Genomic DNA, 14,984 nt, shown 5'->3' on the forward strand with positions numbered 1-14,984 from the left:
TAATTTTCCCTCTGTTCGAAACAATGCCTAGCCTGACGCCCCTGGGGCTAGCGCATTGTTTTTATAAAGTCGCGATCTCCAGCCGCTTGGCAATAACCCCGCCGTCGTTAAGCCATTTTGCCGTTTGCCTGCCCCATATTCTGACGTTATGTTAATTCGATAGCGACAACCCATAAAAATTTAGGGGCATTGCCCCGCAGCAGGCGCTACGTTCCGGCGCCAGAGAAGAATAAGCAAGCCTGGAGGCAAACCCATGGAGATGTTGTCAGGAGCCGAGATGGTCGTCCGATCGTTGATCGATCAGGGCGTTAAACATGTATTCGGCTACCCCGGCGGGGCGGTGCTCGATATCTACGACGCCCTGCATACGGTCGGAGGGATCGATCATATTCTGGTGCGCCACGAGCAAGGTGCGGTGCACATGGCCGACGGTTACGCGCGCGCCACCGGCGAAGTGGGCGTGGTGCTGGTGACCTCCGGCCCCGGTGCCACCAACGCCATTACCGGTATCGCTACCGCTTATATGGACTCGATCCCGATGGTCGTCCTGTCGGGGCAGGTGCCCAGCTCGCTGATCGGCTACGACGCCTTCCAGGAGTGCGATATGGTGGGGATTTCTCGGCCGGTGGTGAAACACAGCTTCCTGGTGAAACGCACCGAAGACATCCCGGCGGTGTTGAAGAAGGCCTTTTACCTGGCCTCCAGCGGCCGCCCCGGCCCGGTGGTGATCGATCTGCCGAAAGACATCGTCGGCCCGGCGGTGCGGATGCCTTATGCCTATCCGCAGGACGTGAGCATGCGTTCTTACAACCCGACGGTGCAGGGCCACCGCGGGCAAATCAAACGCGCGCTGCAAACCATTCTGGCGGCCAAAAAGCCGGTGATGTACGTCGGCGGCGGCGCGATCAACGCCGGTTGCGAAGCCGAACTGTTGGCGTTGGCGGAGCAGTTGAACCTGCCGGTGACCAGCAGCCTGATGGGGTTGGGGGCCTTCCCCGGTACCCACCGCCAGAGCGTTGGCATGCTCGGCATGCACGGCACCTATGAAGCCAATAAAACCATGCACCATGCCGACGTGATCTTCGCCGTCGGCGTGCGTTTCGACGATCGTACGACCAACAATCTGGCCAAATACTGTCCGGATGCCACCGTGCTGCACATCGATATCGATCCGACCTCGATCTCCAAAACGGTGGACGCCGATATCCCGATCGTCGGCGATGCCAAGCAGGTGCTGGTGCAGATGCTGGAGCTGCTGGCGCAGGACGAGAAAGCGCAGGATCACGATGCGCTGCGCGATTGGTGGCAGTCTATCGAGCAGTGGCGCGCCCGCGACTGCCTGGGCTACGACAAAAACAGCGGCACCATCAAGCCGCAGGCGGTGATTGAAACCCTGCATCGCCTGACCAAAGGCGACGCCTATGTGACCTCGGACGTCGGCCAGCACCAAATGTTCGCCGCGCTCTATTATCCGTTCGACAAACCGCGCCGTTGGATCAACTCCGGCGGCCTCGGCACCATGGGCTTCGGCCTGCCGGCGGCATTGGGCGTCAAGCTGGCGCTGCCGGAGGAAACCGTGGTGTGCGTGACCGGCGACGGCAGCATTCAGATGAATATTCAGGAGCTGTCCACCGCGCTGCAATATAACCTGCCGGTGGTGGTGGTGAACCTCAACAACCGCTATTTGGGCATGGTCAAGCAGTGGCAGGACATGATTTATTCCGGCCGTCATTCGCAGTCTTACATGGATTCACTGCCGGACTTCGTCAAGCTGGCCGAGGCTTACGGCCATGTCGGTATCGCCATCCGCACGCCGGATGAGCTGGAAAGCAAGCTGGCGCAGGCGCTGGCGGAAAAAGAGCGGCTGGTGTTCGTCGACGTGACCGTCGATGAAACCGAACATGTCTACCCGATGCAGATCCGCGGCGGAAGCATGGACGAAATGTGGCTTAGCAAAACGGAGAGGACCTGATCATGCGCCGTATTTTATCTGTCTTGCTGGAAAACGAATCCGGCGCCCTGTCGCGCGTGGTGGGGTTGTTCTCCCAGCGCGGTTACAACATCGAGAGCCTGACGGTGGCGCCGACCGACGATCCGACGCTGTCGCGCATGACTATCCAGACCGTCGGCGACGAGAAAGTGCTGGAGCAGATTGAGAAGCAGTTGCACAAGCTGGTGGACGTGTTGCGCGTCAGCGAGCTGGTGCAGGGCGCTCACGTTGAACGCGAGATCATGCTGGTGAAGCTGCAGGCCAGCGGCTACGGCCGTGAAGAGGTGAAACGCTGCGCCGATATTTTCCGTGGCCAGATCGTCGATGTGACGGCGACGCTGTATACGGTGCAGCTGGCCGGCACCAGCGACAAGCTGGACGCCTTCCTGAGCGCGGTGCGTGAAGTGGCGGAGATTGTGGAAGTGGCGCGTTCCGGCGTGGTCGGCGTGTCGCGCGGCGACAAAATCATGCGCTGAGCGCGGTCTGGCGGCGAATAATCGGGGGCGCGGCGTGGCTGCGCCCTTTGTTTTTCGGCCTTTTTTGCCCGATTGCCGGCACCTTTCGGCAAAAGCGGTTGCTAGGTAGTGTTTTCTGCTGTTAGATCGCAGAGGCTGGATTGAATAACCGCACGGGATGCCATGGTTAATCCGAGCACAGCCTTCACTTCTATTTTCAGCGTCATTAAGGGGTTAATGTGAAACTGGATGAAATCGCGCGTCTCGCGGGCGTTTCGCGCACGACGGCCAGTTATGTCATCAACGGCAAGGCGAAGCAGTATCGTGTCAGCGATAAAACCGTCGAGAAAGTGATGGCCGTGGTCAGGGAGCATAACTATCACCCGAATGCCGTCGCGGCGGGGCTGCGCGCCGGGCGTACCCGTTCTATCGGCCTGGTGATCCCGGATCTGGAAAATACCAGCTATACCCGCATCGCCAACTACCTGGAGCGCCAGGCGCGCCAGCGGGGTTACCAATTGCTGATCGCCTGTTCCGAAGATCAGCCGGACAACGAAATGCGCTGCATTGAGCACCTGCTGCAGCGTCAGGTGGACGCCATCATCGTCTCCACCGCCTTGCCGCCGGAGCATCCTTTCTATCAACGCTGGGCCAACGATCCGCTGCCGATCATCGCGCTGGACCGCGCGCTGGATCGCGAGCATTTCATCAGCGTTGTGGGCGCCGATCAGGAAGACGCTTTTGCGTTGGCGCAGGAGCTGCGCACCTTCCCGGCGGAGTCGGTGCTGTACCTAGGCGCCTTGCCGGAGCTTTCGGTCAGCTTCCTGCGTGAGCAGGGCTTCCGCCAGGCCTGGCAAGAGGATCCCCGCCACGTCGATTACCTGTACGCCAACAGCTACGAACGCGAAGCCGCCGGCGCGCTGTTTGCCGAATGGTTGAAAGCGCACCCGATGCCGCAGGCGCTGTTTACCACGTCGTTCTCTTTATTGCAGGGCGTGATGGACGTGACGCTGAAGCAACGCGGCCGCTTGCCGACCGATCTGGCGATCGCCACCTTCGGCGATCATGAACTGTTGGATTTCCTTGAGTGCCCGGTATTGGCGGTAGCGCAGCGCCATCGCGACGTGGCCGAGCGCGTGCTGGAACTGGTGTTGGCCAGCCTGGACGAACCGCGTAAACCCAAGCCGGGGCTGACGCGCATTCGCCGCAATCTGTTCCGCCGCGGCAGTCTGAGCCGCAAGTAGTTTGCCTGACAGGGGCCCGCGTTGGCGGGCTCCTTTAGACGTAACCTGCCACCCGAAACAGCCGCCGGCAGTACTCCAGGAAGTAACCATACACCACGCCCATCGCCATGGAGACCAGCGCATTGCTGGTTACCGCCGCCAGCATTTGTTGGCCGTCGGCGCCCACGCTCCATAAAATTGCAGCATAAACCGGGGACTGGAAGCTGACATAGGCCAGCAGATCGGCGAGATTGCGCAGTAGGAACTGGCCGTGCAGGCAACGACGCGCCGTGCGGATAAACAGATCGCGATAGCGGCCATAAGGCCAGGCGATCAGAATGTTGACCGGGATCGACAACAGGCGTGAAGAGAGGGATTGCTGGAAGCTCATGCCGGAGATTAACACTTCAATCGCCATACCGGCGATAAAGCAGTACACCACCAGTGCAAACGTATCGGCAGCGGCGCTGCGCCAGTGTGCGGCGGGCGAAAGCATGTATCTCTCCTTTTGTGTTAATGTGCTGTTAATTTTATAATTTGTGGTTGTTAATTCTGGTTTTTTGCTTTTTATATAGTTTACTGATCTGGTTTGTGTTTTTTAACTAGGTTTATATTTTTATTTTTAACATTTGTTCGGTTTTTGTCCCGCAGAGCCGGGGCGCAGGAAGGGATGGAGAGATTAAAATCGGTGTTTTTAAATAAACCTATTAAAAACATGCTGTTGCGATTTTTTGTGTCCGCGGGGGGATTTTTCCGGCAAAAATTGTGGAAATAAAGGTGTAAGAAAATGAAACCATAATTGTAAACAGGTGTTTTGGGAATAATCTTACCAAATTGATTTAAATCGAAATTACTTCTGCTCGTAATATCCGAGCCATTTATTTTCGCCGTGCTCTCATCATGGCGGTGCAAATTGAAGTAAAATAGCGCGCAGTTTCACGGTGAATAACGATTGAGCGTTATTAACTCAAGGAGTTATAGCCTTATTCTGCGGTCGACTCGTCAGGCGCCGAGCCTTGGCGCGCGCGGGGCGGCAGCGGTTACAGCCCTGAGATTGCCGAGCTGAAAAATGAGACATGGCTTGCAGAAGGAAGTAATGAGTTAATTAATCGCCAGTTCGTCAGGTTTTTAATCAGATTCTTTCCGCCTAGAAAATTCTCTCCGTTTATCATGGTGTTAATTTTTAATCGTCGAATAATCAGAGTTTCTTTCGCGAGTCAGCTCCCAAAATGACCAGAGAAATATTGCCAAAGCGCTGGCGCTCTGGCTTGACAAGGTTTTCATACCCTCCGTAAACTCCATTGTGTGGGAATTTGTGGGGTAAAGTGGTGAAAACGGTCACTAAGGGGTAGCTCAGGAATGTTCCGTGGAGCGACGATGGTCAACCTCGACAGCAAAGGGCGGCTCGCCGTACCTACCCGATATCGGGAATTGCTCAACGAGGAATCGCAAGGCCAAATGGTCTGTACCATTGACCTCCATCAGCCCTGCCTGCTGCTTTATCCTTTGCCCGAATGGGAAATTATTGAACAAAAATTATCACGTCTGTCGAGCATGAATCCCGCCGAGCGCCGCGTTCAGCGCCTGCTGTTGGGACATGCCAGTGAGTGTCAGATGGATAGTGCCGGTCGTTTGCTGTTAGCCAGTACGCTGCGGCAACACGCCGGGCTCACGAAAGAAGTGATGCTGGTCGGTCAGTTCAACAAGTTTGAACTGTGGGATGAACAGACCTGGTATCAACAAGTCAAGGATGATATTGACGCTGAACAGTCGACTCAGGAACCGTTGTCTGAGCGGCTACAGGACTTGTCGCTATAAGCATGTTGGAAAACTATAAACACACCACCGTCCTGCTGGACGAAGCCGTCAACGGCCTCAATATCCGCAGCAACGGCATATATATCGACGGTACTTTTGGTCGCGGTGGCCATTCTCGTCTGATTCTGTCCCAACTGGGGCCGGAAGGGCGCTTGCTGGCAATTGACCGTGACCCTCAGGCGATTGCAGCCGCCAAATCTATTGAAGATCCTCGTTTTACCATCGTACACGGCCCATTTTCCGAGTTGTCGCACTATGTGCGGGAGCGCGAGCTGGCGGGCAAGATCGACGGCGTTCTGCTCGATCTGGGCGTTTCCTCGCCGCAGCTTGACGACGCGGAGCGCGGGTTCTCCTTTATGCGCGACGGTCCGCTGGACATGCGCATGGATCCGTCCACCGGCCTGTCTGCCGCAGAGTGGCTGATGAAGGCCGAAGCGGACGACATCGCCTGGGTGCTGAAAACCTTCGGCGAAGAGCGTTTCGCCAAGCGCATCGCGCGCGCCATCGTCGAAAGAAACCGCGTGGAGCCGATGACGCGCACCAAAGAGCTGGCGGATCTGATCGCCGATGCCAGCCCGTTCCGTGAAAAGCACAAGCATCCGGCGACGCGCAGCTTCCAGGCGATCCGCATTTATATCAACAGCGAGCTGGAAGAGATCGAGCGTGCGCTCGACGGCGCGCTGGAAGTGCTGGCCCCGCAGGGCCGTTTGTCGATCATCAGCTTCCATTCGCTGGAAGACCGCATCGTCAAACGCTTTATGCGACACCACAGCCGCGGCGCCCAGGTGCCGGCGGGCATTCCGTTGACCGAGGAGCAACTGCGCGGCATGGGCGGGCGAACGCTGAAAGCGCTGGGCAAAATGATGCCGTCGGAAGCGGAAGTGGCGGACAACCCGCGTGCGCGCAGCTCGGTGCTGCGCATTGCTGAGAGGATGCCCGCGTGATTGGCAACGAACGTCACGGCCTGGTCGGGGTGATTGGCGGCGATCTGCTGCGCAACGCCAAGATCCCCCTGATTTTACTGATTGCGTCACTGGTCTCCGCGATTTTCGTGGTGACCACCGCGCACCGCACCCGCCTGCTGACCGCCGAACGCGAGCAGCTGGTTCTGGAGCGCGATGCGCTGGATATCGAGTGGCGCAACCTGATTTTAGAAGAGAACGCCCTCGGCGATCACAGCCGGGTTGAACGTATCGCGACAGAAAAACTGCAGATGCAACACGTTGATCCATCGCAGGAAAATATCATCGTTAAACAATGAATGGTTTAACCGGAATAATGACACGGAGTAGAAAGGAAACGCATGAAAGCAGCGCGCCCCGGTAAGTTGAGACGCCAGGAAGATCAGGCCAGCTTTGTCAGCTGGCGTTTTGCGTTGCTGTGCGGCTGCATTTTGCTGGCGATGGTTGGCCTGATGCTGCGCGTCGCGTACCTGCAGGTCATCAACCCCGATCGTCTGGTGAAAGAAGGCGACATGCGTTCGCTGCGCGTGCAGGAAGTGCCGACCGCGCGCGGCATGATCAGCGATCGCGCCGGCCGCCCGTTGGCGGTCAGCGTGCCGGTGAATGCGGTGTGGGCCGATCCGAAAGAGCTGAACGAACGCGGCGGCATCACGCTGGACAGCCGTTGGAAAGCGCTTTCCGATGCGCTCAACATCCCGCTGGACCAGCTTTCCAACCGCATCAACGCCAACCCGAAAGGGCGCTTTGTTTATCTGGCGCGCCAGGTTAACCCGGCGATCGGCGACTACATCCACAAACTCAAGCTGCCGGGGATCTACCTGCGGCAGGAGTCGCGCCGTTACTACCCGGCGGGGCAGGTGACGTCGCACATCATCGGCGTGACCAACATCGACGGGCAAGGCATCGAAGGTGTCGAGAAGAGCTTCGATCGCTGGCTGACCGGGCAACCGGGCGAGAGAACGGTGCGCAAGGATCGCTTCGGCCGAGTGATTGAAGATATCTCCTCCGTCGATAGCCAGGCGGCGCATAACCTGGTGCTGAGCGTCGATGAGCGCCTGCAGGCGCTGGTGTATCGCGAGCTGAACAACGCCGTGGCGTTCAACAAGGCCGAATCGGGCACTGCGGTGCTGATCGACGTGAACACTGGCGAAGTGCTGGCGATGGCCAACAGCCCGTCTTATAACCCGAACAACATGGCCGGTACGCCGAAAGAAACCATGCGTAACCGCGCTATCACCGATATTTTTGAACCCGGTTCAACCGTGAAGCCAATGGTGGTGATGACCGCGCTGCAAAACGGCGTGGTGAGAGAAAACAGCGTGCTGAACACCATCCCGTACCGCATTCAGGGCCACGAGATCAAAGACGTGGCGCGGTACTCGGAGCTGTCATTGACCGGGATCTTGCAGAAGTCGAGTAACGTCGGTGTTTCAAAGCTGGCGTTAGCGATGCCGTCCTCAGCGTTAGTAGATACTTACTCTCGTTTTGGGCTGGGAAAAGCGACCAATTTGGGGCTGGTCGGAGAAAGCAGTGGCATATACCCAAAAAAACAACGGTGGTCTGACATAGAGAGGGCCACCTTCTCTTTCGGCTACGGGCTGATGGTAACTCCGTTACAGTTGGCGCGAGTCTATGCAACGATCGGCAGTCTGGGCGTGTATCGCCCATTGTCGATCACCAAGGTTGACCCTCCGGTCGCCGGCGAACGCGTTTTCCCTGAACCTCTGGTGCGCACCGTGGTGCACATGATGGAAAGCGTGGCCTTGCCGGGCGGCGGCGGCGTGAAAGCCGCCATCAAGGGATACCGTATCGCCATCAAAACCGGTACCGCGAAAAAAGTGGGCCCGGACGGCAAATACGTCAACCGATACATCGCTTATACCGCCGGCGTCGCGCCGGCAAGTAACCCCCGTTTTGCCCTGGTGGTCGTCATCAACGACCCGCAGGGTGGGAAATACTATGGTGGCGCAATCTCCGCGCCGGTGTTCGGCGCCATCATGGGCGGCGTATTGCGCACCATGAACGTCGAGCCTGACGCGTTGCCCACCGGTGACAAAAGCGAATTAGTGATTAACAAGAAAGAGGGTTCAGGTGGCAGATCGTAATTTGCGCGACTTACTCGCCCCGTGGGTGCCGACGGCGCCCGGGCGCGCGCTGCGGGAAATGACATTAGACAGCCGTGTGGCGGCTGCCGGGGATCTGTTTGTCGCCGTGGTCGGCCATCAAACGGATGGACGCCGCTATATTCCGCAGGCCATTGCGCAGGGCGTCGCCGCCGTGATCGCCGAAGCTGAGGGTCAGGCCGAAGACGGCGCCATCGTTGAGATGCACGGCGTGCCGGTGATCTACCTGAGCCAACTGAACCAGCGCCTTTCCGCGCTGGCCGGGCGTTTTTACCATCAGCCGGGCGAGCGTCTGCGCCTGGTCGGCGTGACCGGCACCAACGGCAAAACCACCACCACGCAGTTGTTGGCGCAGTGGAGCCAACTGCTGGGCGAAACCAGCGCGGTGATGGGCACCGTCGGCAACGGTCTGCTGGGCCAGGTCTGCCCGACCGAGAATACCACCGGTTCTGCGGTGGATGTTCAACACGTATTAAACGACTTGGCGGAACAGGGCGCGACCTTCGCCGCGATGGAAGTCTCATCCCACGGTTTGGTGCAACACCGGGTGGCGGCGCTGCCGTTCGCTGCCGCGGTCTTCACCAACCTGAGCCGCGATCACCTGGATTACCACGGTGACATGGCCAATTACGAAGCGGCCAAATGGTCGCTGTTCGCCGCCCACAATGTGGGGCAGGCGATCATCAACGCCGACGATGAAGTCGGCCAGCGCTGGCTGAGCAAGCTGCCGGATGCGGTGGCGGTGACGATGCAGGGCAACCTGCAGCCGGGCTGTCACGGCCGCTGGCTGAAAACCACGGCGGTCGATTATCACGACAACGGCGCCACGGTTCGGTTCAGCTCCAGCTGGGGCGACGGCGAGATCGAAAGCCGCCTGATGGGCGCTTTCAACGTCAGCAATCTGCTGTTGGCATTGGCGACGCTGCTGTCGCTGGGCTACCCGCTGGAGGCGCTGGTGGAAACCGGCAACCGTCTGCAGCCGGTCTGCGGCCGCATGGAAGTGTTTAACGCGCCGGGCAAACCGACGGTCGTGGTGGATTACGCCCACACGCCGGATGCGCTGGAGAAAGCGCTGGAAGCGGCGCGCCTGCACTGCCAGGGGCAGCTGTGGTGCGTCTTCGGCTGCGGCGGCGATCGCGACAAGGGCAAGCGTCCGCTGATGGGCGGCATCGCCGAGCAGTTCGCCGATCGCGTGGTGATCACCGATGACAACCCGCGTACCGAAGAGCCGCGCGCGATTATCAACGATATCCTGACCGGATTGCTGGATGCCGGGCAGGCGCTGGTGATCCACGGCCGCGCCGAAGCGGTGACCAGCGCCATCATGCAGGCGCAGGAGCAGGATGTGGTGTTGGTGGCGGGCAAAGGCCACGAAGATTATCAGCTGGTGGGCAACCGCCGCCTGGATTACTCCGACCGCACGACGGTCGCCCGACTGCTGGGGGTGCTGGCATGATCCCTGTCTCTCTTCAGACACTGGCTGAGGTATTGAGCGCTGAACCGATCGGCGCCGATTGCCAAATTGTCGAGGTGACGACAGACACCCGCAAGGTGACCGCCGGTTGCCTGTTTGTGGCGCTGAAAGGCGAGCGTTTCGACGCTCACGACTTCGCGGCGGATGCCATAGCCGCAGGCGCCGGGGCGTTGCTGGTCAGTAAGCGCTTATTGGTGGACGTGCCGCAGCTGGTGGTGAAAGACACCCGTCTGGCGCTGGGGCAGCTTGGCGCCTGGGTGCGTCAGCAGGTGCCGGCGCGCGTGGTGGCGCTGACCGGCTCCTCGGGCAAGACATCGGTGAAAGAAATGACCGCCGCCATTCTGCGTGAATGCGGCGAAGTGCTGTATACCGCCGGCAACTTCAATAACGACATCGGCGTGCCGTTGACGCTGTTGCGTCTGGAGCCGCAGCATGATTTTGCCGTGATAGAGCTGGGCGCTAACCACATTGGCGAAATTGCTTACACCACCGCATTGACGCGTCCGCAGACCGCTTTGGTGAACAACCTGGCGGCGGCGCACCTGGAAGGCTTCGGCTCGCTGGCCGGCGTCGCCCAGGCGAAAGGTGAAATCTTTACCGGCCTGCCGGCCGACGGCGTGGCGATCATCAACGCCGATAACAACGACTGGCCGCACTGGCAGAGCATGCTGGGCGGCAAAACCGTCTGGCGCTTCTCGCCGCAGGCGGCCGAAGGCGTGGACTTCTTCGCGCACGACGTGCGGGTGAACGGCGCAGGTACGCAGTTTACGCTGCACAGCCCGTTCGGCACCGCCGAGATCGCGCTGCCGCTGCCGGGGCGCCACAACGTGGCCAACGCGCTGGCGGCCACGGCGCTGGCGATGTCGGTGGGCGCCACCCTCGAAGCGGTGCGTCAGGGGTTGAAACAATTGCAGGCGGTGCCGGGGCGTTTGTTCCCGGTGGCGCTGGCCGAAGGCAAGCTGCTGCTGGACGACAGCTACAACGCCAACGTCGGGTCGATGACTGCGGCGGCGCAGGTGCTGGCGGAGATGCCGGGCTACCGCGTGATGGTGGTCGGCGATATGGCCGAGCTGGGCGCAGAAGCGGAAGAGTGCCACCGTCAGGTGGGTGAAGCCGCCCGCCAGGCCGGGGTCGATAAAGTGATCAGCGTCGGCGGGTTGAGCCGCGTGCTGAGCGAGGCTTCCGGCAACGGCGAACATTATCAGGACAAGACAGCAGTGATCGCGCGCGTGGCGGAATTACTGTCGGAACATGCGGTCATCACCGTGTTAATCAAAGGTTCACGTAGTGCCGCAATGGAGCAGGTAGTACGCGCGTTACAGGAGAAAGCACCATGTTAGTTTGGCTGGCCGAGCATTTGGTCAAGTATTACTCAGGCTTCAACGTCTTTTCTTATCTGACGTTCCGAGCCATTGTCAGCCTGCTGACCGCGCTGTTCCTGTCGCTGTGGATGGGCCCGCGGGTGATCAAGCGTCTGCAAGAAATGTCCTTCGGCCAGGTGGTGCGTAACGACGGCCCCGAGTCGCACTTCAGCAAGCGCGGCACGCCGACCATGGGCGGCATCATGATCCTGACCTCCATCACCATTTCGGTGCTGATGTGGGCCTACCCGTCCAACCCGTATGTCTGGTGTGTGCTGTTTGTGCTGGTGGGTTACGGCATCGTCGGTTTCGTCGATGACTACCGCAAGGTGGTGCGTAAGGACACCAAAGGGCTGATCGCCCGCTGGAAGTATTTCTGGCAGTCGGTGATTGCGCTGATTGTCGCATTCGCCATGTACGCCGTAGGAAAAGACACGCCAGCCACCGAGCTGGTTGTGCCGTTCTTTAAGGACGTGATGCCGCAGTTGGGCTTGCTGTACATCCTGCTGGCCTATTTCGTCATCGTCGGCACCAGCAACGCGGTCAACCTGACCGACGGTCTGGACGGCCTGGCGATTATGCCGACGGTATTCGTGGCGGCCGGTTTCGCGCTGGTGGCCTGGGCGACCGGTAACATGAACTTCGCCAACTACCTGCATATTCCGTATCTGCGTCATGCCGGTGAGTTGGTGATCGTCTGCACCGCCATCGTCGGCGCCGGCCTCGGCTTCCTGTGGTTCAACACCTACCCGGCGCAGGTGTTTATGGGCGACGTCGGTTCGCTGGCGCTGGGCGGCGCGCTGGGCACCATCGCGGTGCTGCTGCGCCAGGAGTTTTTGTTGGTGATCATGGGCGGCGTATTCGTGGTAGAGACGCTGTCGGTGATCCTGCAGGTGGGATCGTTCAAGCTGCGCGGACAACGCATTTTCCGCATGGCGCCGATTCACCACCACTATGAATTGAAAGGCTGGCCGGAGCCGCGCGTGATCGTGCGCTTCTGGATCATTTCGCTGATGCTGGTGCTGATTGGCCTGGCAACGCTGAAGGTGCGTTAATCATGGCAGACTATCAGGGTAGAAAAGTCGTCATCATCGGGTTGGGCCTCACCGGCCTGTCCTGTGTCGATTTCTTCATGTCACGCGGCGTGACGCCGCGCGTGATGGATACCCGTATCGCGCCGCCAGGGTTGGACAAACTGCCTGAAAGCGTGGAGCGCCATCTGGGCGATTTGAACCAGGACTGGCTGCTGGCGGCGGATCTGATCGTCGCCAGCCCGGGCGTCGCGCTGGCGACCCCGGCATTGAGCGCCGCGGCTGACGCCGGCGTGGAAATCGTCGGCGACGTCGAACTGTTCTGCCGCGAGGCGCAGGCGCCGATCGTGGCGATTACCGGCTCCAACGGCAAGAGCACCGTCACCACCCTGGTGGGCGAGATGGCGAAAGCTGCCGGTTGGGCGGTGGGCGTGGGCGGCAATATCGGCCTGCCGGCGCTGAGCCTGTTGCGCCAGGAATGTCAGCTTTACGTGCTGGAGCTGTCCAGCTTCCAGCTGGAAACGACGCATAGCCTGCGGGCGGCGGCGGCGACCATCCTGAACGTGACCGAAGATCATATGGATCGCTATCCGTTCGGCCTGCAGCAGTATCGCGGCGCCAAGCTGCGCGTGTATGAAAACGCCGCGGTGTGCGTAGTGAACGCGGACGATGCGCTGACCATGCCGGTGCGCGGCGCCGACGAACGCTGCGTCAGCTTCGGGGCGGACGTGGGCGACTATCACCTGAACCGCCAGCAGGGGGAAACCTGGCTGCGGGTGCGCGGTGAGAAGGTGCTGAATACGCGCGAGATGAAGCTGACCGGCCGCCACAACTACACCAATGCCCTGGCGGCGCTGGCGTTGGCGGATGCGGTCAATATCCCGCGTGCCTCCAGCCTGAAGGCGTTGACCACCTTCACCGGCCTGGCGCACCGCTTCCAGCTGGCCTGGGAGAACAACGGCGTGCGTTGGATCAACGATTCCAAAGCCACCAACGTCGGCAGCACCGAAGCGGCACTGAACGGCCTGCAGGTGGACGGCACGCTGCATCTGCTGCTGGGCGGCGACGGCAAGTCCGCCGATTTCTCGCCGCTGGCGCGCTATCTGCAGGGCGACAACGTGCGGCTGTATTGCTTTGGCCGCGACGGCGCCCAGCTGGCGCAGCTGCGGCCGGAAGTGGCGACGCTGACCGAGACCATGGAGCAGGCGATGCGCACCATCGCCGGCCGCGTACAGCCCGGCGATATGGTGCTGTTGTCGCCGGCCTGCGCCAGTCTCGATCAGTTCCGTAATTTTGAAGTGCGCGGCGATGAGTTCGCCCGCCTGGCGCAGGAGCTTGGCGGATGAAACTACGCTTGCCGAACTTCGGGCTGACAGAACGGCTGAAAGACTGGGTGACCGGCGCGCGCGACAACGACGCGGTCAACATGGTGCTGTACGATCGCACCCTGCTGTGGCTGACCTTCGGGTTGGCGATCATCGGCTTCGTGATGGTGACCTCGGCGTCGATGCCGATCGGCCAACGCCTGGCGGACGATCCGTTCCTGTTCGCCAAACGCGATGCGCTGTACCTCGGCCTGGCGTTCGGCCTGTCGCTGGTGACGCTGCGCATCCCGATGGAAGTTTGGCAGCGCTACAGCAACGTGATGCTGCTGATGTCGATCGTGATGCTGCTGATCGTCCTGGTGGTGGGGAGCTCGGTGAACGGGGCCTCGCGCTGGATCGCGCTCGGCCCGCTGCGTATTCAGCCGGCGGAGCTGTCCAAGCTGTCGCTGTTCTGCTACCTGGCGAGCTATCTGGTGCGCAAGGTGGAAGAGGTGCGCAGCAACTTCTGGGGCTTCTGTAAGCCGATGGGTGTCATGGTGGTGCTGGCGGTGCTGCTGCTGGCGCAGCCGGATCTCGGCACCGTGGTGGTGCTGTTCATCACCACGCTGGCGATGCTGTTCCTGGCCGGCGCGAAAATGTGGCAGTTCCTGGCGATCATCGGCTCCGGCGTGTTCGCCGTGGTGCTGCTGATTATCGCGGAACCGTACCGTATGCGCCGCGTGACCTCGTTCTGGAACCCGTGGGCCGACCCGTTCGGCAGCGGCTACCAGTTGACCCAGTCGCTGATGGCATTCGGCCGCGGCGAGTTCTGGGGGCAGGGGCTCGGCAACTCGGTGCAGAAACTGGAGTATTTGCCGGAAGCGCACACCGACTTCATCTTCTCCATTTTGGGTGAAGAACTGGGCTATATCGGTGTGGTTTTAGCCCTGTTAATGGTATTCTTCGTCGCTTTTCGCGCGATGTCCATCGGGCGCCGCGCGCTGGAGATCGACCAACGCTTCTCCGGCTTCCTGGCCTGCGCGATCGGCGTGTGGTTCAGCTTCCAGGCGCTGGTTAACGTCGGCGCCGCCGCGGGCATGTTGCCGACCAAAGGTCTGACGCTGCCGCTGATCAGTTACGGCGGCTCGAGCTTGCTGATTATGTCGACGGCGATCGTGCTGTTGCTGCGAATTGATTATGAAACGCGCCTGACCAAGGCTCAGGCGTTTGTGAAGAGGTAAGG

Annotated in this window: 13 protein-coding genes; 12 read left to right on the plus strand and 1 reads right to left on the minus strand. The window is 60.2% G+C overall.

All coding sequences use genetic code 11. The features are described 5' to 3' along the window. The first annotated feature begins 253 nt into the window (after positions 1 to 253). The 3 genes from ilvI (at position 254) to cra (ending at position 3,689) form a co-directional block, all read left to right on the plus strand. Positions 254 to 1,972 (plus strand): acetolactate synthase 3 large subunit, encoded by a 1,719-nt coding sequence (gene ilvI / locus EDY99_RS00325; RefSeq protein WP_028127857.1) that lies wholly within the window; start codon positions 254 to 256, stop codon positions 1,970 to 1,972. A 2-nt stretch (positions 1,973 to 1,974) separates the two neighbouring features. Then, entirely contained in the window at positions 1,975 to 2,466 is a 492-nt protein-coding gene (gene ilvN / locus EDY99_RS00330) for an acetolactate synthase small subunit (protein WP_004932806.1), read from the plus strand. A gap of 218 nt (positions 2,467 to 2,684) precedes the next feature. Then, positions 2,685 to 3,689 carry a catabolite repressor/activator gene (gene cra, locus EDY99_RS00335; protein WP_033641851.1) on the plus strand — a complete coding sequence of 335 codons (1,005 nt, stop codon included), beginning with the start codon at positions 2,685 to 2,687 and terminating at the stop codon, positions 3,687 to 3,689. Positions 3,690 to 3,723: 34 nt separating this feature from the next. On the opposite strand, the gene EDY99_RS00340 is transcribed toward cra, so the two are convergent. Next, positions 3,724 to 4,164: an L-alanine exporter AlaE gene (locus EDY99_RS00340; RefSeq protein ID WP_047572677.1), complete on the minus strand. Its 441-nt coding sequence runs from the start codon at positions 4,162 to 4,164 to the stop codon at positions 3,724 to 3,726. 863 nt (positions 4,165 to 5,027) lie between these two features. Here EDY99_RS00340 and mraZ point away from each other — a divergent pair. Genes mraZ through ftsW form a run of 9 tightly spaced genes read left to right on the plus strand, consistent with a single transcriptional unit; the run spans position 5,028 to position 14,982 of the window. After that, complete coding sequence (mraZ, locus tag EDY99_RS00345) at positions 5,028 to 5,486, plus strand: division/cell wall cluster transcriptional repressor MraZ (RefSeq protein WP_004932796.1); 459 nt, start codon at positions 5,028 to 5,030, stop codon at positions 5,484 to 5,486. Between the two features lie 2 nt (positions 5,487 to 5,488). Then, a complete protein-coding gene (rsmH, locus tag EDY99_RS00350) occupies positions 5,489 to 6,430 on the plus strand; it encodes a 16S rRNA (cytosine(1402)-N(4))-methyltransferase RsmH (RefSeq protein WP_089196585.1) in 942 nt (313 codons plus the stop codon). After that, on the plus strand, positions 6,427 to 6,747 hold the full coding sequence (gene ftsL / locus EDY99_RS00355) for a cell division protein FtsL (RefSeq protein ID WP_015376645.1): 321 nt from the start codon (positions 6,427 to 6,429) through the stop codon (positions 6,745 to 6,747). Before rsmH ends, ftsL begins: the two co-directional genes overlap by 4 nt. Positions 6,748 to 6,789: 42 nt before the next feature. Continuing rightward, the gene (locus tag EDY99_RS00360; protein ID WP_004932790.1) at positions 6,790 to 8,553 is read left to right on the plus strand and encodes a peptidoglycan glycosyltransferase FtsI; all 1,764 of its coding nucleotides are present in this window, start codon (positions 6,790 to 6,792) and stop codon (positions 8,551 to 8,553) included. Beyond that, a complete protein-coding gene (gene murE / locus EDY99_RS00365; RefSeq protein ID WP_033641853.1) occupies positions 8,540 to 10,027 on the plus strand; it encodes a UDP-N-acetylmuramoyl-L-alanyl-D-glutamate--2,6-diaminopimelate ligase in 1,488 nt (495 codons plus the stop codon). The genes EDY99_RS00360 and murE overlap by 14 nt, the downstream gene beginning before the upstream one ends. Then, entirely contained in the window at positions 10,024 to 11,385 is a 1,362-nt protein-coding gene (murF, locus tag EDY99_RS00370; RefSeq protein WP_033641854.1) for a UDP-N-acetylmuramoyl-tripeptide--D-alanyl-D-alanine ligase, read from the plus strand. The genes murE and murF overlap by 4 nt, the downstream gene beginning before the upstream one ends. Next, the gene (gene mraY / locus EDY99_RS00375; RefSeq protein ID WP_004932782.1) at positions 11,379 to 12,461 is read left to right on the plus strand and encodes a phospho-N-acetylmuramoyl-pentapeptide-transferase; all 1,083 of its coding nucleotides are present in this window, start codon (positions 11,379 to 11,381) and stop codon (positions 12,459 to 12,461) included. Before murF ends, mraY begins: the two co-directional genes overlap by 7 nt. A gap of 2 nt (positions 12,462 to 12,463) precedes the next feature. Continuing rightward, positions 12,464 to 13,783 carry a UDP-N-acetylmuramoyl-L-alanine--D-glutamate ligase gene (gene murD, locus EDY99_RS00380; protein ID WP_123061384.1) on the plus strand — a complete coding sequence of 440 codons (1,320 nt, stop codon included), beginning with the start codon at positions 12,464 to 12,466 and terminating at the stop codon, positions 13,781 to 13,783. Beyond that, the gene (gene ftsW, locus EDY99_RS00385; RefSeq protein WP_015376649.1) at positions 13,780 to 14,982 is read left to right on the plus strand and encodes a cell division protein FtsW; all 1,203 of its coding nucleotides are present in this window, start codon (positions 13,780 to 13,782) and stop codon (positions 14,980 to 14,982) included. Before murD ends, ftsW begins: the two co-directional genes overlap by 4 nt. Positions 14,983 to 14,984: the final 2 nt, after the last annotated feature.

The sequence above is a fragment of the Serratia sp. LS-1 genome (assembly GCF_003719595.1).
GTDB lineage: Bacteria > Pseudomonadota > Gammaproteobacteria > Enterobacterales > Enterobacteriaceae > Serratia > Serratia ureilytica.

What these genes read in the sequence shown, in the direction of transcription:
- ftsW (WP_015376649.1), top strand. Translation starts at nt 13,780, where the DNA reads ATGAAACTACGCTTGCCGAACTTCGGGCTGACAGAACGGCTGAAAGAC.
- ilvN (WP_004932806.1), top strand. Translation starts at nt 1,975, where the DNA reads ATGCGCCGTATTTTATCTGTCTTGCTGGAAAACGAATCCGGCGCCCTG.
- ilvI (WP_028127857.1), top strand. Translation starts at nt 254, where the DNA reads ATGGAGATGTTGTCAGGAGCCGAGATGGTCGTCCGATCGTTGATCGAT.
- mraZ (WP_004932796.1), top strand. Translation starts at nt 5,028, where the DNA reads ATGTTCCGTGGAGCGACGATGGTCAACCTCGACAGCAAAGGGCGGCTC.
- EDY99_RS00360 (WP_004932790.1), top strand. Translation starts at nt 6,790, where the DNA reads ATGAAAGCAGCGCGCCCCGGTAAGTTGAGACGCCAGGAAGATCAGGCC.
- murD (WP_123061384.1), top strand. Translation starts at nt 12,464, where the DNA reads ATGGCAGACTATCAGGGTAGAAAAGTCGTCATCATCGGGTTGGGCCTC.
- EDY99_RS00340 (WP_047572677.1), bottom strand. Translation starts at nt 4,164, where the DNA reads ATGCTTTCGCCCGCCGCACACTGGCGCAGCGCCGCTGCCGATACGTTT.
- mraY (WP_004932782.1), top strand. Translation starts at nt 11,379, where the DNA reads ATGTTAGTTTGGCTGGCCGAGCATTTGGTCAAGTATTACTCAGGCTTC.
- rsmH (WP_089196585.1), top strand. Translation starts at nt 5,489, where the DNA reads ATGTTGGAAAACTATAAACACACCACCGTCCTGCTGGACGAAGCCGTC.
- murF (WP_033641854.1), top strand. Translation starts at nt 10,024, where the DNA reads ATGATCCCTGTCTCTCTTCAGACACTGGCTGAGGTATTGAGCGCTGAA.